Raw genomic sequence first — 18,463 nt, forward strand, 5'->3', positions numbered from 1 at the left:
TCAGGCGTCGCGGGTGTGAACCAAGCTGCCGCCAGAGTAGGTCGCCCGGATGGCGCGGTCGTCGCCCAGCAGGGCCAGCGCGAACAGCAGCTCTTCCAGCGATTCCGGTCGCGCCGTACGGCGCGCCAGCAGCGGGGTGGCTTGCGGGTCGAGCACGATGAAGTCGGCCTCGGCGCCCGGCGCGAAGCTGCCGATCGTGCCTTCGAGGCCCATCGCACGGGCCGCGCCCAGGGTGGCCAGGTAGAACATGCGCACGGCCGGCAGGTAGCTGCCCTTCAGGCGTGCCACCTTGTAGGCTTCGTTCATGGTCTGCAGCATCGAGAACGAGGTGCCGGCGCCGACGTCGGTGCCGAGCGAGAGCAGCGCACGGGCGCCGTCGGCCTTCTCGAAGTCGAACAGGCCGCTGCCGAGGAAGAGGTTGGATGTCGGGCACACCGCCACCGCGCTGCCCGTGGCCGCCATGCGCGCGAAGTCTTCGTCATCCAGCCAGATGCAGTGGCCGAACAGCGCGCGCGGGCGCATCAGGCCGAAGCGTTCGTAGACGTCCAGGTAGCTGCGCGCCTGCGGGTGCAGCTCGCCCACCCACTTGCACTCGTCCTTGTTTTCCGAGACGTGGGTCTGGATGAAGGTGTCCGGGTAAGCCTTGGCCAGTTCGGCGGTGGCGCGCAGCTGGGCGTCGGTCGAGGTCGGGGCGAAGCGCGGGGTGATCGCGTACAGCTGGCGGCCGCGCTTGTGCCACTTCTCGATCAGGTCGGCGCTGCTGCCGACGCCGCCCTCGCAGTCGCGCAGGAAGTCCGGGCAGTGGCGGTCCATCAGCACCTTGCCGGCCACCATGCGCAGATTGCGCGCTTCGCTGGCCTCGAAGAAGGCGTCGACCGATTGCGGATGCACGGTGCAGTAGACCACCGCGGTCGTGGTGCCGCAGCGCAGCAGCTCGTCGAGGAAGAACTCGGCGGTCGCGCGCGCATGCGCCGGGTCCTCGAAGCGGCGCTCGGTCGGGAAGGTATAGGTCTCCAGCCAGGGCAGCAGGCCCTCGCTGGGCGAGGCGATCATGTCGGTCTGCGGGTAATGCAGGTGGGTGTCGATGAAGCCCGGGGTGATGAGCTGGCCGCGGTAGTCGTGCGGGGTCACGCCGGCGGGCAGCGTGTCGACCAGGGCGGCGTAGTCGCCTGCGGCCGTGACCTTGCCGCCTTCGACGACCAGCAGGCCGTCTTCATGCCAGGCATGGGCGTCGCCGTCGAAAGCCGGGTCGGCGCGGAAGTGCAGCAAGCTCGCACGGTAGGCTTGCACATTAGTGATGGACATCTTGAAAATCCGGAGAAAAATCGGTTTGGCGGGCTTGCGCTTCCCACACGGTGAGCAGCTGGGCCGCCACGGAGGCCGCGATCACGGCCGGGGCCTTGCCTTCGATGCCGGGCAGGCCGACCGGGCAGACCATTGCGTCGAGGCGCGCGCGATCGACGCCGCGTTCGCGCAGGCGGTGCTCGAACTGGCGGCGCTTGGTATCGGAGCCGATCAGGCCGAACCAGTCAGGGCCGGGGCGCGACAGTATCGCGTGCGAGAGGCTCAGGTCAAGAGCATGGCTGTGGGTCATGACCAGAAAGCTGGTGCCCTGTGGTGCGTTTTCAACAAGCGCCTCGGGGATGTCGGTCGCCTCGACCGTCACATTGGCCGGCACCGTGGGCGGGAACAGGTCCTCGCGCTCGTCCACCCAGGTGACGCTGCAAGGCAGTTCGGCGAGGGCGCGGACGATGGCGGCGCCGACGTGGCCGGCGCCGAACAGCATCAGGTGGGCGCGCGGGGCGAGGACGGCGTCGATCAGCCAGAGGCGGCCGCTGTCGTCCTGGAAGACGTGGGTGCCCTGGCTGCGGTCGAATGCGGGAACAGATACGCCCGCGAGCTGGCGCCCACCGGCGTCGAACAGGGACGTAGGGTGGGCGGCTTCGCCGCCTGCGCGTTCAACTGGCGGAAGCGCAGCCGAGACGCCGTCGGTAGTTGAACGCGCGGGCGGGAGACCCGCCCACCCTACGAACACCACGCGCCAGGTATCTTCGTTACGCCGCGCATCGAGCGTTGCAAGCTGCTCTGCATCGGCAAATTCAAACGCCAGCCAGGCGATCCCGCCACAGCACTGGCCCAGCTTCGGCCCCAGCGGGAAGCGCTCGATATGGGCCTCGCCCCCCTGCTCCAGCATCGCGCGCGCAATCTCCAGCGCCCGGTGCTCGAGGTGTCCGCCGCCGATGGTGCCGCGGAAGCCCTGGGCATCGACCAGCATGCGCGCGCCCGGTTCGCGTGGGACGGAGCCCTCGACGCGGGCGACCGTCACCAGCACTGCGGGCGCCGGCAGCGTGCCTGTCAGCCAATCGCTCATCAGGCGCTCGCAGACTCGACGGCCGCCACCGCCTTCAGGATCTCTTCACAGGTAGCCGGTGCGTTCAGCGGCGGATTGACCCTGTGGCCGCCCACGCTTGATACGGCATCGCGGATCGCGAAGAACACCGAGAAGGGCAGCAGCAGCGGCGGCTCGCCCACCGCCTTGGAACGGTGGATGCTGTCCGCGACGTTGCGGTTCTTGAAGAGGCGCACGCGGAAGTCTTCCGGGCAGTCGGAAATGCCGGGTATTTTGTAGGTCGAGGGCGCATGCGTCATCAGCTTGCCCGCCGGGTTCCACCACAGTTCCTCGGTGGTCAGCCAGCCCATGCCCTGGATGAAAGCGCCCTCCACCTGGCCGATGTCGATCGCCGGGTTCAGCGAGTTGCCGGCGTCGTACAGCGCGTCGGCGCGCAGCAGCTTCCATTCGCCGGTGAGGGTATCGACCACCACCTCCGACACCGCTGCCCCATAGGCATAGTAGGAGAAGGGGTTGCCGTTCATGGTCTTCGGGTCCCAGTGCAGGCCCGGGGTGGCATAGAAGCCGTCGGACCACAGCTGGACCCGCGCCAGGTAGGCCTTGGCCACCACCTCGCCGAAACGCAGCGCCTGGCCGGCCACGAAGACGGTGTCGTCGGCAAAGCGCACCTCGGAAGCATTGGCGCCAAACTCCGCCGCGACGAAGGCGGCCAGGCGGTCGCGGATCTTGCGGGCGGCATCCTGGGCGGCCTTGCCGTTCAGGTCGGCGCCGGTCGAGGCGGCGGTGGCCGAGGTATTCGCGACCTTGCTGGTATTGGTGGCGGTGGCGCGCACCCGTTCCAGGTCCACGCCCAGCTCGTGCGCGACCACCTGCATCACCTTGGTGTTGATGCCCTGCCCCATCTCGGTACCGCCGTGGTTCACCAGGATCGAGCCGTCCACGTAGACGTGCACCAGCGCGCCCGCCTGGTTCAGGTGGGTGACGTTGAAGGCGATCCCGAATTTCACGGGGGTGAGCGCCAGGCCCTTCTTGAGCACCGGGCTGCCGCGGTTGAACTCATTGATCGCCGCGCGGCGGGCGCGGTAATCGCTGGTTTCCTCCAGCTCGGCCACCAGTTCGTGGATCACATTGTCGACCACGGCCTGGCCATAGGGCGTGACCTTGCGTTCTCCCTTGCCGTAGAAGTTCAGGCGGCGGATGTCGAGCGGGTCGCGTCCGAGATTGCGCGCGATCTCGTCGATCACGTATTCGATGGCGATCGCGCCCTGCGGCCCGCCGAAGCCGCGGAAGGCGGTATTCGACTGGGTGTTGGTCTTGCCGCAGGCGGCGCGGATCTCGACGTCGGACAAATAATAGGTGTTGTCGAAGTGGCAGACGGCGCGCGTCGCCACCGGGCCGGACAGGTCGGCCGAAAAGCCGGCGCGCGTGACCATGTCGACCCTGGCGGCGATGATGCGGCCTTCGCGGTCGTAGCCGACTTCGTATTCGTAGTGGAAGCAATGGCGCTTGCCGGTCACCAGCATGTCGTCGTCGCGGTCGGCGCGCAGCTTGACCGGGCGCCGCAGGCGTGCCGCGGCGATGGCCGCGGCGGACGCCCACAGCGCCGACTGCGATTCCTTGCCGCCGAAGCCGCCGCCCATGCGGCGGCACTCGACCACCACGTGGTGCGAATGCAGGCCGAGCGCATGCGCCACCACATGCTGCATCTCGCTCGGGTGCTGGGTCGAGCAGTAGACGTGCATGCCGCGGTCCTCGCCGGGGATCGCATAGGCGATCTGGCCCTCGAGGTAGAACTGCTCCTGCCCTCCCACGTACAGCTCGCCCTTGACCCGGTAGGGTGAAGCCGCAAAGGCAGCTTCGGCATCGCCGCGCGCCAGGCGCATCGGCGGCAATACGTAGGACTGGGCGGCACGCGCCGCCTGCGGCGTCAGGATGGCCGGCAGGTCTTCGTAGTCGATTTTCGCGAGTTTGGCCGCCCTGCGCGCATTGTCGTGGCTGTCGGCCACCACGATGAAGACCGGCTGGCCGACGTACTGGACCAGGCCGTCGGCCAGGATCGGGTCGTCATGGATGATCGGGCCGCAGTCGTTCAGGCCCGGGATGTCGCGCGCGGTGAGCACCGCCACCACGCCGCGGCTGGCGCGTACCGGCGCGAGATCGATCCCGAGGATGCGCGCGTGAGCGCGCGACGACAGGCCGAGCGCCGCGTGCAGGGTGCCGGCGGTCTCGCGGATGTCGTCGGTATAAGTGGCCTGGCCGAGCACGTGCAGCACGGCGGATTCGTGCGGCCGTGGCTTGCCGACCTCCCTCCAGTCGGCTTCGGCGAGGATGCGTGCACCTGTGTCGTTCATGTCGGTTCTCCTCTCAGCCGGCCGCGAAGGCATTGACGGCCGTGGCCGGCAGCGGATCGTCGCTGCGGGTTTCAAGCCAGAAGCGGCGCATCAGGTTCTGCGCCGCCCGCATGCGGTAGGCGCCGGATGCGCGCATGTCGCTCAGCGGTGCATAGTCCTGGGCCAGCGCGTCCATCGCGGCGCGCATGCTCGCCTCGTTCCATGGCTGGCCGGTCAGTGCCGCTTCCGCCATGGCGGCGCGCCTGGGGGTGGCGGCCATGCCGCCGAAGGCGATGCGCGCGCTCGCGACGGTATCGCCGTCGAGCGTGAGCGCAAAGGCCGCGCACACGGCCGAGATGTCCTGGTCGAAGCGTTTCGCCAGTTTATAGCTACGGAAGCGCAAGCCTGCGCGCGGGAGCGGTATGCGCAGGGCCTGCACGAATTCGCCCGGCCGCAGGTCTTTCTGCTGGTAGCCGAGGTAAAAATCTTCCAGCGCCAGCACACGCTCGCCCGCGGCGCCGCGCACTACGATGCGGGTGCCCAAGGCGATCAGCCAGGGCATCGAATCGCCGATCGGCGAGCCGTTGGCGACGTTGCCGCCCAGCGTGCCCGCGTTGCGGATGGGGAGCGAGGCGAAGCGCTGCCACATCTCGGAAAGTTCGTCCGGATAGTGGCGGCAGACGGCAGCATAGGCCTCGTTCAGGCTCACGCCGGCGCCGATCTCCAGCGTATCGGCGCTTTCCCTCACCGTCTTGAGCGCGTCCACCTGGCCGATATAGATGATGTCGTCCAGCTCGCGCATCTGCTTGGTCACCCACAGGCCGACGTCGGTCGAGCCGGCCAGCAGCAGCGCGCCCGGGCGTTCGGCCCGCAGCGCGGCCAGTTCCTCGAGCGTGCGCGGGGTGTGGAAACGCGCTCCCTGCGCTTCATAGCTGAAGCCATGGGTGCGCTGCAGCAGGCGCAGGCGCTCGGCCAGCGCGGCGCGATCAAAACTGGCGGGCGGCAATTCCACCATGCGGCGGGCCGCATCGATGATGGGGCGGTAGCCGGTGCAACGGCACAGGTTGCCCGACAGGGCGTCGTCGATCTGGCAGCGCAGCGGCACCCGGCCTTCCTGTTTCAGGTACATGCCCCACAGCGACATGGCGAAGCCCGGGGTGCAGAAGCCGCACTGGGAACCGTGGCATTCGACCAGGGCCTGCTGTACCGGGTGCAGGCTGCCGTCGGGCTGCTGCAGGTCTTCCACCGTGAACAGGGCCTTGCCGTCGAGCGTGGGGGTGAACTGGATGCAGGAGTTGACCGCCCTGAGTTCGAGCCTGCCGTCTTCCAGCGAGCCGATCACCACCGTGCAGGCGCCGCAATCGCCTTCGGCGCAGCCTTCCTTGGTGCCGGTGCAATGCAGGTCCTCCCGCAGGTGCTGCAGGATGGTCTGCGTCGGCTGCACGTTTTGGACTTCCTGGACGGCGCCGCGGTAAAAGAATCGGATCGGCTCTGACATGGTCAACTCACTCTCAAGCAAGGGCGGAAGGCTACCACCCGGCGGAACCATACTTATAAGAATTTGAATATATTGCTCATCAATTAATTAACATATCTGATGGTTCTTTGCACCCTTTCATTTTAGGAAAGGATGCAGGGTTTTCCAGTGCTGCGCGATGTCGATGCGGCGCGTGATCCAGACGCGCTCGTGGCCCTGCACGTAATCGAGGAAGCGCGCCAGCGCCGCCGCCCGCGCCGGCCGTCCGACCAGGCGGCAGTGCAGCCCGATCGAGAGCATCTTCGGCTGGTTCAGGCCGTCCGGATCGCCTTCGGCATACAGGACATCGAAGGCATCCTTCAGGTAGTCGAAGAACTGGGTGCCGGAATTAAACCCCTGCATGGCGGCGAAGCGCATGTCGTTGGTGTCCAGGGTGTACGGTACCACCAGATGCGGGACCACCTGGCCGTCGCGCGTGCTTACCTGCTGCCAGAACGGCAGGTCGTCGCCGTAATGGTCGGCGTCATAGGCGAAACCGCCGTGCTCGACCACCAGCCGGCGCGTGTTGGGCGAATCGCGTCCCGTGTACCAGCCGAGCGGCGCTTCACCGGTCAGCGCGCGGATGATCTGCACCGCTTCCTGCATGTGGGCGCGCTCGGTGGCCTCGTCCACGTTCTGGTAGGAGATCCAGCGCAGGCCGTGGCAGGCGATCTCGTGGCCCAGTTCGCGGAAGGCGGACACCGCCTCCGGATGGCGCTTGAGCGCCATCGCCACCCCGAACACCGTCAGCGGCAGGCCGCGCTCCTCGAACAGGCGCAACACCCGCCACAGGCCGGCCCGCGAACCGTATTCGTAGAGCGATTCCATGCTCATGTGGCGCATCGGGAAGGCCTGGGCGCCGATGATCTCGGACAGGAAGGTTTCGGAAGCCTGGTCGCCGTGCAGCACGCAGTTCTCGCCGCCCTCCTCGTAGTTCAGCACGAACTGCAGGGCCACGCGTGCCCCGCCGGGCCACTGCGGATGGGGAGGATTGCGGCCATAGCCGGCCAGGTCGCGCGGATAGTGCGTGTAAGTGTCCATGGGATCGCAAAAGGGCAGGTATATGGACGATCATATATTGCAGGAAGCACAAGGGTATATGATTACCCGCATACCTCAACTCATCCTTCTCATATGGGCAAACTTTCCACCCACGTCCTCGATACCGCCCACGGCCGCCCCGGGGCGGGGGTCAGGATCGAACTCTACGGCATTGACTCCTGTGGCCGTACCCTGATCAAGACCGATGTGACCAATGCCGATGGCCGCTGCGCCGCGCCGCTGCTCGAAGGCGCCCTGCTGCGTCCCGGCCAGTATGAGCTGGTATTCCACGCCGGCGACTATTTTGCCGCCCAGGGCGTGGAACTGCCCTCGCCGCGCTTCCTCGACCGCATCGCGATCGCCTTCGGCATCGCCGACAGCGAGCAAAACTATCATCTGCCCCTGGTGATGACGCCCTGGTCCTATTCGACCTACCGGGGCAGCTAGCCATGCAAGCAGGCACCAACGACCCGGCCGAGCCGGCCCCGAGGCCGGGCATCGCCGCCGCCCGGATCGGCATCGGGCTGCTGCAGGGGCTGGTGCTCTACCTGCTGTACCGCGCGGGCACCGATGTCAGCTGGCCGGCGACCGTGCCGCGCCTGTTCCTGCCCCTGCTGATGGTGAGCGTGCTGGTGCCGGTCATCGCCATCAGCGCGCTCGGACAACTGTCCCGGCGCCGCCTGCTGCTGTGGACCGCGACGGCCGCGGTGTTCATTGCCGTCCTCGCCTTCTATGACGTGTGGCGCATGGAAGGCGCCTGGCGGCCGCCGGACGGACCGAAACCGCGTGGGCCGGAGCCGTCGCCGCAGCTGTGCCTGGCCCTCGTGGCCGGCTTCTTCATTGCCCATGCGCTGGTGCTGGCCGGATCGTCGGAACGGCGCCGCATCGCCAGCTATACGGCCTATTTCGAGATCGCCTGGAAGCTGGGCGTGCAACTGGCCTTCAGCGCCCTGTTCGTCGGCGTCACCTGGCTGGTGCTCCAGCTCGGCGCGCAGCTGTTCCTGTTGATCAAGCTGGACTTCCTCAGCAAGGCGATCCAGGAATCGTGGTTCTCGATTCCCGTCACGACCTTCGCCTTCGCGAGCGCCATGCACCTGACCGACGTACGTCCAGGCATCGTGCGCGGCATCCGCAACCTGCTGCTGGTGCTGCTGTCCTGGATCCTGCCGGTGCTGACCCTGCTGGTCGGCGGCTTCCTCGCCAGCCTGCCCTTTACCGGACTCGCACCGCTGTGGGCGACCCGCAGCGCGGCCGCGGTCCTGCTCGGGGCAGCGGCGGCCTTCGTGGTGCTGATCAATGCCGCCTGGCAGAACGGCGCCCTGGCGGTGGCGCGTCCGGTCGCCGTGGCGGCGCGCACTGCCGCCCTGCTGCTGGTGCCGGTGACCGCGCTGGCCATCTATGCCCTGGCCCTGCGGGTCGGCGAGCATGGCTGGACCGACGAGCGCGTGTTCGCCGCGGCCTGCATGCTGGTGGCCAGCTGCTATGCCGGCGGCTATGCGGCGGCGGCCCTGCGCAAGGGCTGGCTGCGCACGCTCGCCGGGGTCAACATCGCGGCCGCCTTCGTGGTGCTGGCCGTGCTGCTGGCCCTGTTCACGCCGCTGGCCGATCCGGCCCGCCTGGCGACGAACGACCAGATGGCGCGCCTGGCCTCCGGCCGCGTCGGCGCGGCGCGATTCGACCTCGCTTACCTGCACTTCGACGGCGCGCGCTACGGCCAGGCGGCGCTGGCGCAGCTCGAGGCGAACGCAGGTGCAGACCCGGCCCAGCTGCGCAGCCGGATCGCGGCCGTGCGCAAGCTGCGCCACCGGCACGAGCAAGACCTGGTGAACGACCGGCCGGCACTGGCCGCCAACCTGCGCGTCTGGCCCGCGGGTGCGCGGCTGCCCGACAGCTTCGTGCGGATGGACTGGCTGGACCAGAGCCGCACGGGCTTCATGCCGGGATGCCTGCTGCGCCGTGCGGAAACCTGCGACGCGCTGGTCCTCGACCTCGGGGGAGACGCCCGGCCGGAAGTCCTGCTGTTCAGCGACAAGCCCTGGGAGTCGATTGTCGCCACCGAAGAGGCCGGCGGCCGCTGGCGTATCGCCGGCTCCTTCTCCAGAACGCTCTGTCCGGCCTGGAAGCAAGCCATGCGCGAAGGAAAGGTGCGCGCCGTGCCGCCCGCCTGGCAAGACCTGGAAGTGGCGGGACGGCGCATCCCCTTCGACCAGCGGCCGCCGCAGAAGGATGACTGCCTGGCCACCGCGCCCGCCCAGCCGGACGCGCCGCCGGAGTGAATCTTGCTATGCTTGGGCTCACCGCAAGGAGAGCCTATGGCATTGCACATCGTTCATTTCATCGGACCGATCAACCACAGTTCCGCCAGTGCGATCCGCAACAACTGCCTGCAGGCCCTGCAGAACGGCGCCACCGAGATCGAGCTGCACCTCTCCAGCGAAGGCGGCAACATGACGGCCGGCTTCGCGCTGTACTTCTTCCTGAAGTCGCTGCCGGTGCCCCTCACCACCCACAACATCGGCAGCGTCGAATCGGTGGCCGTGGTGATCTTCCTCGCCGGCCAGAAACGCTACGCCTGCCCCGGCACCCGCTTCCTGATCCACCCGCTGCACTGGGGCTTCGGCAGCCTGGTCGCGGCCGACCATTCGCGGGTATCCGAATGGCGCGACTGCCTCGATTTCGACGCCGAGCGCTACGCGAAAATCTTCCTCGAAGCCACCACGGCGGCCGGCACCGCCACCGATATCCGCAGCAACCTCACGGGCAATGCCCGTATCTTCGATGCCGACGAAGCGGCCAGGGCCGGCATCATCCACCGCGCCATGCAGGCGCAATTGCCGGCAGCCGGAGCGACCTGTCATTGGTGGAATTAAACTGACCATAGGCTGTTTCAAAGGGCTGGCAGAGGCGGCGCCCGGCGTAGCAGACCGAAAGACATTGCATGATTCCGCGTTAGCTTAAAAAAATCGTCGTGCGCGCAGGCGGGACCCAATTTTCTTGCGCAGCCTGAAACGCATCAACTCACCGCCCTCCGCCCGTCAATACGGCTCCTTGCCACCTCGACCACAATCCTTGTCGGCCCGACCACAAGGATTGTCAGCCGGTCCATGAAACGTCCCACGGCAGCCCGGGGACGTGGCGCGCACGCATCTCCCGGGGACGGAATCCTTTACAAATTTGATGCCCGTAGGCATCATCCAAAGAATCCTTCCCGGGTAAATCTTCCTTTTTCAAGGCGCCTCGGCTACCTATGGCAGCAGTCCTCCCCAACACGATCAGCGGCGCTCCCCTCGCGGGCCTGGCGCGCGCGCTCGTGCAGGCGAACCGGCTGAGCCCGGGACAGGCGGACGCCCTGCAAAAAAAGGCCGCCGCAGACAAGAGCGCCTTCATCGATGCCCTGCTGGAGAGCGGCATCATCGAGCCGGCCGCCCTGGCCAGCTTCTGTGCCGAGACCTTCGGCTATCCGCTGCTCGACCTGTCGAGCTTCGCGCCGGAAGCCATCCCCACCACCGCCATCGACGCCAAGCTGATGCAGGCGCAGCGCGTCATCGCACTGGCCAAGCGCGGCAACAAGCTGTCGGTGGCGCTGTCCGACCCCACCAATACCCAGGCCCTCGACCAGATCAAGTTCCAGAGCGAGGCCTCGGTGGAGCCGGTGATCGTGGCCCACGACGTCCTGGTCAAGCTGCTGGGGACCCTGGCCAAGAGCGCCGAAGCCACCCTGAACGACCTGGTGGGCGACGACACGGAGATCGAGTTCGCCGAGGAAGCCACGCAGCAGGCGGCGCCCGACGCGACCAGCGAGGTCGAGGACGCGCCGATCGTGCGCTTCCTGAACAAGATCCTGATGGACGCGCTGCAGCTGGGCGCCTCGGACATCCACTTCGAGCCCTACGAAAAGTACTACCGCATCCGCCTGCGCGTGGACGGCGTGCTGCGTGACCATGCCACCCCGCCGCTGTCGATCCGGGAAAAGCTGGTCTCGCGCATCAAGGTGCTGGCCAAGCTCGACATCTCGGAAAAGCGCGTGCCGCAGGACGGCCGCATGCGCCTGGTGATGGGACCGACCCGCACCATCGACTTCCGCGTCTCGACCCTGCCCACGCTGTTCGGCGAAAAGACCGTCATGCGTATCCTCGACGCCACCCAGGCGCAGATGGGCATCGACGCGCTCGGCTACGATCCCGACCAGAAGGCGCTGCTGCTGGACGCGATCTCGCGTCCCTACGGCATGGTGCTGGTCACCGGCCCCACCGGCTCGGGCAAGACCGTGTCGCTGTACACCTGCCTGAACGTGCTGAACAAACCCGGCATCAACATCTCCACCGCGGAAGACCCGGCCGAGATCAACCTGCCCGGCGTGAACCAGGTCAACGTCAACGACAAGGCCGGCCTCACCTTCCCGGTGGCGCTGAAGTCCTTCCTGCGTCAGGACCCGGACATCATCATGGTCGGCGAGATCCGCGACCTGGAGACCGCCGACATCGCGATCAAGGCCGCCCAGACCGGCCACATGGTGTTCTCGACCCTGCACACCAACGACGCGCCCTCGACCCTGACGCGCCTGATGAACATGGGCGTGGCGCCTTTCAACATCGCCTCCTCGGTAATCCTGATCACGGCGCAGCGCCTGGCGCGCCGCCTGTGCGGCTGCAAGCAGCCGCTCGAGACCTCGCGCGAGGTGCTGCTGGCGGCCGGCTACCGCGAGGGCGACCTGGAAGGCGGCTGGAAGCCCTACGGCCCGGTGGGCTGCGACCGCTGCCTCGGCTCGGGCTACAAGGGACGCGTCGGCATCTACCAGATCATGCCGATCACGCCGGCGATCGAGGCCCTGATCCTCGCGCACGGCAACTCGATGCAGATCGCCGAGCAGGCCGAGAAGGACGGCGTGAACTCGCTGCGCCGCTCGGGCCTGATGAAGGTGAAACAGGGACTCACGAGTCTTGAAGAAGTGCTCGGCTGCACCAACGAATAAGCGAACCTACGAGACTACTATGGCAACGTCCCTACAACCCCGGAGCCGCGCAGGCGCGCAGGTCAAGGAATCTGTCTATGCCTGGGAAGGCAAGGACAAGACCGGCAAGACCGTACGCGGCGAGCTGCGCGCCGGCGGTGAGGCGATCGTCAACGTCACGCTGCGCCGCCAGGGCATCCTGGTCACCAAGGTCAAGAAGAAGACCCTACGCAGCGGACGCAAGATCACCGACAAGGACCTGACCCTGTTCACGCGCCAGCTGGCCACCATGATGAAGGCCGGCGTGCCGCTGCTGCAGGCCTTCGACATCGTCGGCAAGGGCCACGCCAATCCCTCGATGGCCAAGCTGATCATGGACCTGCGCAACGACGTCGAGACCGGCACCAGCCTGAACAACGCCTTCCGCAAGTACCCGGTCTATTTCGACCCGCTGTTCTGCAACCTGGTCGGCGCCGGCGAACAGGCCGGCATCCTGGAAGACCTGCTGACCCGCCTGGCGATCTACAAGGAGAAGACGCTGGCGATCAAGGCCAAGATCAAGTCGGCCCTGATGTATCCGATCTCGATCATCGCGATCGCCTTCGTGGTCACGGCGGTCATCATGATCTGGGTGGTGCCGGCCTTCAAGGAGGTCTTCACCTCCTTCGGCGCCGACCTGCCCACCCCGACCCTGATCGTGATGGCGATGTCGGACTTCGTCGTGGAATGGTGGTGGGTGATCTTCGGTTCGCTGTTCGCCGGCCTGTATTTCTTCTTCCAGTCCTGGAAGCGCTCGCGCAAGATGCAGCAAACGATGGACCGCATCCTGCTGCGCCTGCCGATCTTCGGCGCCGTGATCCGCAAGGCTACCATCGCGCGCTGGACCCGTACCCTGTCGACCATGTTCGCAGCCGGCGTGCCGCTGGTCGAAGCGCTCGACTCGGTCGGCGGCGCCTCCGGCAACGATGTCTACCTGGAAGCGACCAAGAAGATCCAGACCGAGGTCAGCACCGGCACCAGCCTGACGATCTCGATGCAGAACGTGAACGTGTTCCCGAACATGGTGATCCAGATGGTGCAGATCGGCGAGGAATCCGGCTCGCTCGACGCCATGCTGGGCAAGGTGGCGGACTTCTTCGAAGAGGAAGTCGACGAGGCGGTGGCCGGGCTGTCGTCGCTGATGGAGCCGCTGATCATGGTGATCCTGGGCGTGCTGATCGGCGGCCTGGTGGTGGCGATGTATCTGCCGATCTTCAAGCTGGGGGCGGTGGTGTAAGCCTCGCGCTGGAGCGCTGCATTAAAGGGCCGGTCCGTGGACCGGCCCTTCGCGTTTTCAGGCCGCGCCGCCGAACACCGCGCCGGCCCCGTCGAGGATGCGCCGTACCGCCGGATGCCGTTCGCGCCGCTCCACCGACACGGCGTAGAAATGCTCGACGATGCTGTCGACGGTCCCGACAGCTTCCAGGCCATTCTCCGCCCGCACGATGTCGGACAGCACCGTGGGCGCCACCATGAAGCCGGCGCCGGCGCAGGCGAAGGACTTCAGCAGCGCGCCGTCGTCGAACTCGCCCACTGTGATCGGGCGCAGCGCCTGGCTCTCGAACCAGCTCTTGAGCTGGCTGTGAATGGCCGCGTCCTGCCCCGGCAGCAGGAAGGGCGCGCCGCGCAACCGCTGCGGAAACTCGCCCGGCCAGGCCGCGCACAGCGCGGGATGGCCGAACACGGTGAGCGTGCTCGAGCCCAGCAGGTGGGTGAATCCGCGCACCGCGCCGCCGGTCGGCAAGCCCTGGTCGGCGATGACGAGGTCGAGCTTGTGCGCCGTGAGTTCCAGCAGCATGTCGTCGAAGCGGCCTTCGCGGCAGATCAGGCGCATCGCCAGGCCCGCCTCGCGCGCCGGCTGTAGCAGGCGGAAGGCGAGCGTCTTGGCGATCACGTCGCAGATGCCGACGCGCAGGGTCTCGTCGCCGTTAAAGGCGCCGCGCCGCACCGCCTCTTCCAGCTCGTTGCCGAGGTCGAAGATCTGCTCGGCATAGCGCAGCACGGTCTTGCCGGCCTCAGTCAGTTCCAGCACCCGCCCCTTCTTCTTGAACAGCTCTTCGCCCAGCTGCTCCTCGAGCAGCTGCAGCTGCATGCTGATCGCCTGCGCCGTCACGTGCAGCTGCTCGGCCGCGCGCGCCACCGTGCCCAGCGTGGCCACCGCGTGAAAGTAGTGCAGGTGCTTGTAGTTGATCATCGAACAATCCTCAATTAAAACTTACGCTTCACGAAAGATTAATCGATTTTACTTTGCATTTGCGCGCTTCTATAGTGAATCCACTTTCATTCATTACCGACGAGGTCGCCATGCACACGTATTCCATCAACAGTCCCGAAGCAGTCAGCCGCATCCTGGCCCTGACCATGATCGTCGACGGCCATGTCAGCCCGTCCGAGGTGCACGCCATGCACCGCGCCGAGTACCTCGAGCAGGCCGGAATCGATGACGACACCTTCGACCGCACCCTGCGCGAGCTGTGCGAAGACTTGCTCGGTGCGGCAAGCAACCGCCACGCCGGGATGGTCGAGATCGACCCGCGCCTGATGGACGCCCTGCTGCTCGACATCCGCGATCCGCTGCTGCAGATCCGCGTGTGGCGGACCATGGTCGACATCGTCCACGCCGACGGCCACCTGGACACCCGCGAGACCACCCTGGTGCGGCGCGCAGCGCGCGCCTGGTTCGGCCAGGACCGTGCCGAGGATGCCTTCAGCACCGCGGCGCTGGCCTCCTGAGGCCGTAGCGACCTATAAGGAACATCATCATGGACATCCTCACTACACTCTGGCTCGGCACACCGGCCTGGACCTGGCTGGTGTTCATCGCGATCGTCGTGGTCCTGCTGGCCTTCGACCTCGGCGTGCTGAACAAGAAAGACCACGTCATCGGGGTCAAGGAAAGCCTGAAGCTGTCGGCGCTCTACCTGACGGCGGGCCTGGCCTTCGGCCTCTGGGTCTGGTTCGAGCTCGGCAGCGAAAAGGGCCTGCACTTCTATACCGGCTTCCTGATCGAGAAGAGCCTGTCGCTGGATAACATCTTCGTGATCTCGCTGATCTTCGCCACCCTGGCGATCCCGCCGCTCTATCAGCACCGGGTACTGTTCTGGGGCATCATGGGCGTGATCGTCACGCGCGGCATCATGATCGGCGCCGGCTCCGCCCTGGTGGAGAACTACTACTGGGTGCTGTACATCTTCGGCGCTTTCCTGGTATTCACCGGCATCAAGATGTTCTTCGTCTCGACCAGCGGCGACGACATCCGCGAAAGCAAGGTCCTGGCCTGGCTGAAGCGCCACCTGCGCGTCACGCCTGAACTGCACGGCAACCACTTCCTGGTGCGCCAGCCCGACCCGGCGCAGCCCGGCAAGACATTGCTGTGGGCGACGCCGCTGTTCCTGGCGCTGTGCATGGTCGAGATCACCGACGTCGTGTTCGCGGTCGACAGCGTGCCCGCCATCTTCGCGATCACCAGCGACCCGTTCATCGTCTACACCTCGAACATCTTCGCGGTGCTGGGCCTGCGTGCGCTGTATTTCGCGCTGGCGGCGATGGTCGCGCGCTTCCACTACCTGCAATACTCGCTGGCGGCAGTGCTGGTCTTCATCGGCTCGAAGATCTTCCTGGGCGACTTCGTATTCGGCGGCAAGGTGCCGGCTGGCCTGTCGCTGGCCGTCACCGGCCTGCTGATCGCGTCGGGCATCCTGTACTCGCTGTGGCGTACCCGCGGCGAGCCGCCGGCGGCGGCAGGCTGAGACCGGGGGCGGCCTTGCGCCGGGTTCAGCGCAAGGCCGCCTGCACCCCGCGCGCCATCCGTCCCAGCAGCGCCCGCCACAGATAGCCGCCCATGGCTAGTGGCCGGTGCCGGTCGGCGCCGCGCCCGCCCATGCGCTGCGGCAGGAAGAAGCGTCCAAAGGTCGACAGGCCGCTGCGCCGCAGCGTCCAGAAGCAGCCGCCCGCATAGACGGTGTCGAAGCCGTCCCCGGTGCGCAGCAGCTGCAGCGCGGTTCCCGAGAACATCGCCACGTGGGCCGCCGGCAGTTCGCCGTTGGCCCGCGGCCGCAGGCGGAAGCCATGCCGGTAGGACAGCTCCACGGTCTGGCGCAGGTCCGGCAGGTAGACCAGCAAGGGCCGCAGCAGCCCGATCCGTTCCAGCAGCCAGGGCAGCACATGCATCCCGGCCGTGACCCGCTCGCTGTAGCGGGAAAAGGCCGCCTTCAGCTCGCCCAGCGACGCTTGCGGCAGGCGCGGCAAGGGCGGCGGACGCTTGCGCCAGCCTTCGGTCCAGTGTTCCAGCGCCCGCTGGTGGGCGCAGGCCAGCGTGCCCGGCGTGTCGCGCTGCAGGTCGATGCTGGCGCCGGGCGCCAGGAAGCGGATCACCCCGCGCAGGTTGTCGAGCCGCGACACCTCGAGCAGCTCGGCCGGCGACAGCCTGCCGCCGTTGAGCCAGACATTGTCGACGCGGGCGAAGCGCGCGAACGAGGCAATCGGCAGCACCAACTTGGGCCGGAAGCGCTCGACCTGCAGCGCCAGGCGCTCCACCGCCGCCTTGGCCGCCGCCTCGCGCAGCGCGAACTGTTCCGGATTGCCGCACCAGCCCATGCTGCCGAAACCGGTGAGCAGCAGGTCGATGCGCGACGCCGCCTGGGCGATGCGCGGCGCCGCCGCATGGCAGGCCGCCGGCGTGGCCAGGGCGCGGTCGCCCAGGTTGAGGATGCTGCGCCCGCCGCAGCTGATCAGGCAGGCGGTGTCGCCGTCGCCGTTGGCGAGCGCGGTCAGGCGCAGGTCGCCGGCCAGCCCGACCGTGACGCCGTCCGGGCAGGCGGCCAGCGGCAGCCGCAGGCGCCGCAGCTCCTTGGCGATGCGCATGTCGCGCCCCGGCCGGTAGAGGAAGGTCGCGATGCCGCGGAATTCGGAGCGGAAACGCCGCAGGAAAGGCAGCGGGAAGCGGTCGGGCTGGGCGCGCGAGCACCATATATAGATGGGCACACCGGCGGCGTTGAGCGTGTCGAGCAGCTCGCTGGTGCTGCTTCCGTCGTCCACCAGGCTCCAGGCGCCGTCGAGCACCGCTCCTTCGAGCCAGGGATCGGCGACCAGCAGCGCGGCGTCGGTGCGCACCATGAAGCAGGCATGGTTCAGGAAAGTCAGTGTTGCGCGTGGCATCGCAGGCACCCGGCAGTGGCGGAGAGAACCAGCGTAGCCGCGCGCCACAGCCGGGGCATGATCCCTCACAATCGTGCGCCAAGGTGTGGACCTGCTCGCGGAAGCTTCGCCAAATCGCAGGAAAGCTCTACAATAGGTTGATGTAAAGAATCTTTTTGCGCCGAACTTATTCTTTCCCTTCTGTTTTCTGACCGGACCTGCCGCCATGCCCCTGGAATCCTTGCTGTTCGCCCCGCCGGCCACCCTGAGCGCCACCCTCGTGGCCGCCCTGTTCGGGCTGCTCGTGGGCAGCTTCCTGAACGTGGTCATCCACCGGATCCCGAAGATGATGCAGCGCGAGTCCGACAACTACGTAGCCCAGGAGAGCGGCAAGGAGCCGCCGCATACCGACCGCTACAACCTGATGGTGCCGCGCTCCAGCTGCCCGCACTGCGGGCACCAGATCACGGCCATGGAGAACATCCCGGTGATCAGCTGGCTGGCTCTGCGCGGTAAATGCCGCAAGTGCAAGGCGCCGATCTCGCCGCGCTACCCGGCGGTCGAACTGCTCACCGGCGTGCTGGCCGGCGTGATGGTGTGGACCTTCGGCAGCGGCCTGGCCGGCCTGGCGACGCTGCTGTTCCTGTTCCTGCTGGTGGCGATGACCTTCATCGACATCGACACCCAGCTGCTGCCGGACGACCTGACCTATCCGCTGCTGTGGGCCGGCCTGCTGGTGAACCTGAACGGGACCTTCGTGCCGCTTGCCGACGCCGTGATCGGCGCCGCCGCCGGCTACCTGGTGCTGTGGTCGGTGTACTGGCTGTTCAAGCTGGTCACCGGCAAGGAAGGCATGGGCTACGGCGACTTCAAGCTGCTGGCGGCCCTCGGCGCCTGGCTCGGCTGGCAAATGCTGCCGACCATCATCCTGCTGTCCTCGGTGGTGGGCGCGGTGGTGGGCATCAGCCTGATCGTGTTCGCCAAGCGCGGGCGCGACAAGCCGATTCCCTTCGGCCCCTACCTGGCGGCGGCCGGCCTGATCGCCCTGCTCTACGGCAGCGGCATCAGCGCCCAGCTGCAGGCCGTCGTCGCCGGCTGAG

General features: G+C 67.2%; 15 protein-coding genes. 8 read left to right on the plus strand and 7 right to left on the minus strand.

Annotated features, from left to right (window positions below):
- The 5 genes from guaD to puuE all read right to left on the minus strand — a co-directional run bounded on the left by guaD (window position 1) and on the right by puuE (window position 7,237).
- Entirely contained in the window at window positions 1–1,305 is a 1,305-nt protein-coding gene (guaD, locus tag ACSQ25_RS19620) for a guanine deaminase (RefSeq protein WP_436107343.1), read from the minus strand.
- Window positions 1,292–2,371: a xanthine dehydrogenase accessory protein XdhC gene (gene xdhC / locus ACSQ25_RS19625; RefSeq protein ID WP_436107344.1), complete on the minus strand. Its 1,080-nt coding sequence runs from the start codon at window positions 2,369–2,371 to the stop codon at window positions 1,292–1,294. The genes guaD and xdhC overlap by 14 nt, the downstream gene beginning before the upstream one ends.
- Complete coding sequence (xdhB, locus tag ACSQ25_RS19630) at window positions 2,371–4,701, minus strand: xanthine dehydrogenase molybdopterin binding subunit (RefSeq protein ID WP_436107345.1); 2,331 nt, start codon at window positions 4,699–4,701, stop codon at window positions 2,371–2,373. The genes xdhC and xdhB overlap by 1 nt, the downstream gene beginning before the upstream one ends.
- Before the next feature lie 13 nt (window positions 4,702–4,714).
- Entirely contained in the window at window positions 4,715–6,178 is a 1,464-nt protein-coding gene (xdhA, locus tag ACSQ25_RS19635; protein ID WP_436107346.1) for a xanthine dehydrogenase small subunit, read from the minus strand.
- A gap of 117 nt (window positions 6,179–6,295) precedes the next feature.
- Window positions 6,296–7,237: an allantoinase PuuE gene (gene puuE, locus ACSQ25_RS19640; RefSeq protein ID WP_436107347.1), complete on the minus strand. Its 942-nt coding sequence runs from the start codon at window positions 7,235–7,237 to the stop codon at window positions 6,296–6,298.
- Between the two features lie 93 nt (window positions 7,238–7,330).
- Between puuE and uraH the strand changes: the two genes are divergently transcribed.
- The 5 genes from uraH to ACSQ25_RS19665 all read left to right on the plus strand — a co-directional run bounded on the left by uraH (window position 7,331) and on the right by ACSQ25_RS19665 (window position 13,464).
- Window positions 7,331–7,684, plus strand: coding sequence for a hydroxyisourate hydrolase (gene uraH / locus ACSQ25_RS19645; RefSeq protein WP_436107348.1), 354 nt, complete (start codon window positions 7,331–7,333; stop codon window positions 7,682–7,684).
- Window positions 7,685–7,686: 2 nt separating this feature from the next.
- Window positions 7,687–9,513, plus strand: coding sequence for a DUF4153 domain-containing protein (locus ACSQ25_RS19650; protein ID WP_436107349.1), 1,827 nt, complete (start codon window positions 7,687–7,689; stop codon window positions 9,511–9,513).
- Window positions 9,514–9,549: 36 nt separating this feature from the next.
- Window positions 9,550–10,107 (plus strand): ATP-dependent Clp protease proteolytic subunit, encoded by a 558-nt coding sequence (locus tag ACSQ25_RS19655; protein ID WP_436107350.1) that lies wholly within the window; start codon window positions 9,550–9,552, stop codon window positions 10,105–10,107.
- 377 nt (window positions 10,108–10,484) lie between these two features.
- Window positions 10,485–12,209, plus strand: a complete 1,725-nt coding sequence (gene pilB, locus ACSQ25_RS19660) for a type IV-A pilus assembly ATPase PilB (RefSeq protein WP_436107351.1) — start codon at window positions 10,485–10,487, stop codon at window positions 12,207–12,209.
- A gap of 19 nt (window positions 12,210–12,228) precedes the next feature.
- Window positions 12,229–13,464 carry a type II secretion system F family protein gene (locus ACSQ25_RS19665; RefSeq protein WP_436107352.1) on the plus strand — a complete coding sequence of 412 codons (1,236 nt, stop codon included), beginning with the start codon at window positions 12,229–12,231 and terminating at the stop codon, window positions 13,462–13,464.
- 57 nt (window positions 13,465–13,521) lie between these two features.
- On the opposite strand, the gene ACSQ25_RS19670 is transcribed toward ACSQ25_RS19665, so the two are convergent.
- On the minus strand, window positions 13,522–14,421 hold the full coding sequence (locus ACSQ25_RS19670; RefSeq protein ID WP_436107353.1) for a LysR family transcriptional regulator: 900 nt from the start codon (window positions 14,419–14,421) through the stop codon (window positions 13,522–13,524).
- A gap of 110 nt (window positions 14,422–14,531) precedes the next feature.
- Here ACSQ25_RS19670 and ACSQ25_RS19675 point away from each other — a divergent pair, with 110 nt between their 5' ends.
- Both ACSQ25_RS19675 and ACSQ25_RS19680 read left to right on the plus strand, forming a co-directional pair.
- Window positions 14,532–14,960, plus strand: coding sequence for a TerB family tellurite resistance protein (locus tag ACSQ25_RS19675; protein ID WP_436107354.1), 429 nt, complete (start codon window positions 14,532–14,534; stop codon window positions 14,958–14,960).
- 29 nt (window positions 14,961–14,989) lie between these two features.
- Window positions 14,990–15,976, plus strand: a complete 987-nt coding sequence (locus ACSQ25_RS19680; protein ID WP_436107355.1) for a TerC family protein — start codon at window positions 14,990–14,992, stop codon at window positions 15,974–15,976.
- Between the two features lie 25 nt (window positions 15,977–16,001).
- On the opposite strand, the gene ACSQ25_RS19685 is transcribed toward ACSQ25_RS19680, so the two are convergent.
- On the minus strand, window positions 16,002–17,384 hold the full coding sequence (locus ACSQ25_RS19685; protein WP_436107356.1) for a hypothetical protein: 1,383 nt from the start codon (window positions 17,382–17,384) through the stop codon (window positions 16,002–16,004).
- A 205-nt stretch (window positions 17,385–17,589) separates the two neighbouring features.
- Between ACSQ25_RS19685 and ACSQ25_RS19690 the strand changes: the two genes are divergently transcribed.
- Entirely contained in the window at window positions 17,590–18,462 is an 873-nt protein-coding gene (locus ACSQ25_RS19690) for a prepilin peptidase (protein WP_436107357.1), read from the plus strand.
- The last annotated feature ends 1 nt before the right edge of the window (window position 18,463 follow it).

This window comes from Massilia sp. LjRoot122 (assembly GCF_964252725.1).
Classification (GTDB): domain Bacteria; phylum Pseudomonadota; class Gammaproteobacteria; order Burkholderiales; family Burkholderiaceae_D; genus Telluria.

Bases quoted from the DNA above. Each gene is read 5' to 3' on its own strand.
- guaD (WP_436107343.1), bottom strand. From the start codon at position 1,305: ATGTCCATCACTAATGTGCAAGCCTACCGTGCGAGCTTGCTGCACTTC.
- xdhC (WP_436107344.1), bottom strand. From the start codon at position 2,371: ATGAGCGATTGGCTGACAGGCACGCTGCCGGCGCCCGCAGTGCTGGTG.
- xdhB (WP_436107345.1), bottom strand. From the start codon at position 4,701: ATGAACGACACAGGTGCACGCATCCTCGCCGAAGCCGACTGGAGGGAG.
- xdhA (WP_436107346.1), bottom strand. From the start codon at position 6,178: ATGTCAGAGCCGATCCGATTCTTTTACCGCGGCGCCGTCCAGGAAGTC.
- puuE (WP_436107347.1), bottom strand. From the start codon at position 7,237: ATGGACACTTACACGCACTATCCGCGCGACCTGGCCGGCTATGGCCGC.
- uraH (WP_436107348.1), top strand. From the start codon at position 7,331: ATGGGCAAACTTTCCACCCACGTCCTCGATACCGCCCACGGCCGCCCC.
- ACSQ25_RS19650 (WP_436107349.1), top strand. From the start codon at position 7,687: ATGCAAGCAGGCACCAACGACCCGGCCGAGCCGGCCCCGAGGCCGGGC.
- ACSQ25_RS19655 (WP_436107350.1), top strand. From the start codon at position 9,550: ATGGCATTGCACATCGTTCATTTCATCGGACCGATCAACCACAGTTCC.
- pilB (WP_436107351.1), top strand. From the start codon at position 10,485: ATGGCAGCAGTCCTCCCCAACACGATCAGCGGCGCTCCCCTCGCGGGC.
- ACSQ25_RS19665 (WP_436107352.1), top strand. From the start codon at position 12,229: ATGGCAACGTCCCTACAACCCCGGAGCCGCGCAGGCGCGCAGGTCAAG.
- ACSQ25_RS19670 (WP_436107353.1), bottom strand. From the start codon at position 14,421: ATGATCAACTACAAGCACCTGCACTACTTTCACGCGGTGGCCACGCTG.
- ACSQ25_RS19675 (WP_436107354.1), top strand. From the start codon at position 14,532: ATGCACACGTATTCCATCAACAGTCCCGAAGCAGTCAGCCGCATCCTG.
- ACSQ25_RS19680 (WP_436107355.1), top strand. From the start codon at position 14,990: ATGGACATCCTCACTACACTCTGGCTCGGCACACCGGCCTGGACCTGG.
- ACSQ25_RS19685 (WP_436107356.1), bottom strand. From the start codon at position 17,384: ATGCCACGCGCAACACTGACTTTCCTGAACCATGCCTGCTTCATGGTG.
- ACSQ25_RS19690 (WP_436107357.1), top strand. From the start codon at position 17,590: ATGCCCCTGGAATCCTTGCTGTTCGCCCCGCCGGCCACCCTGAGCGCC.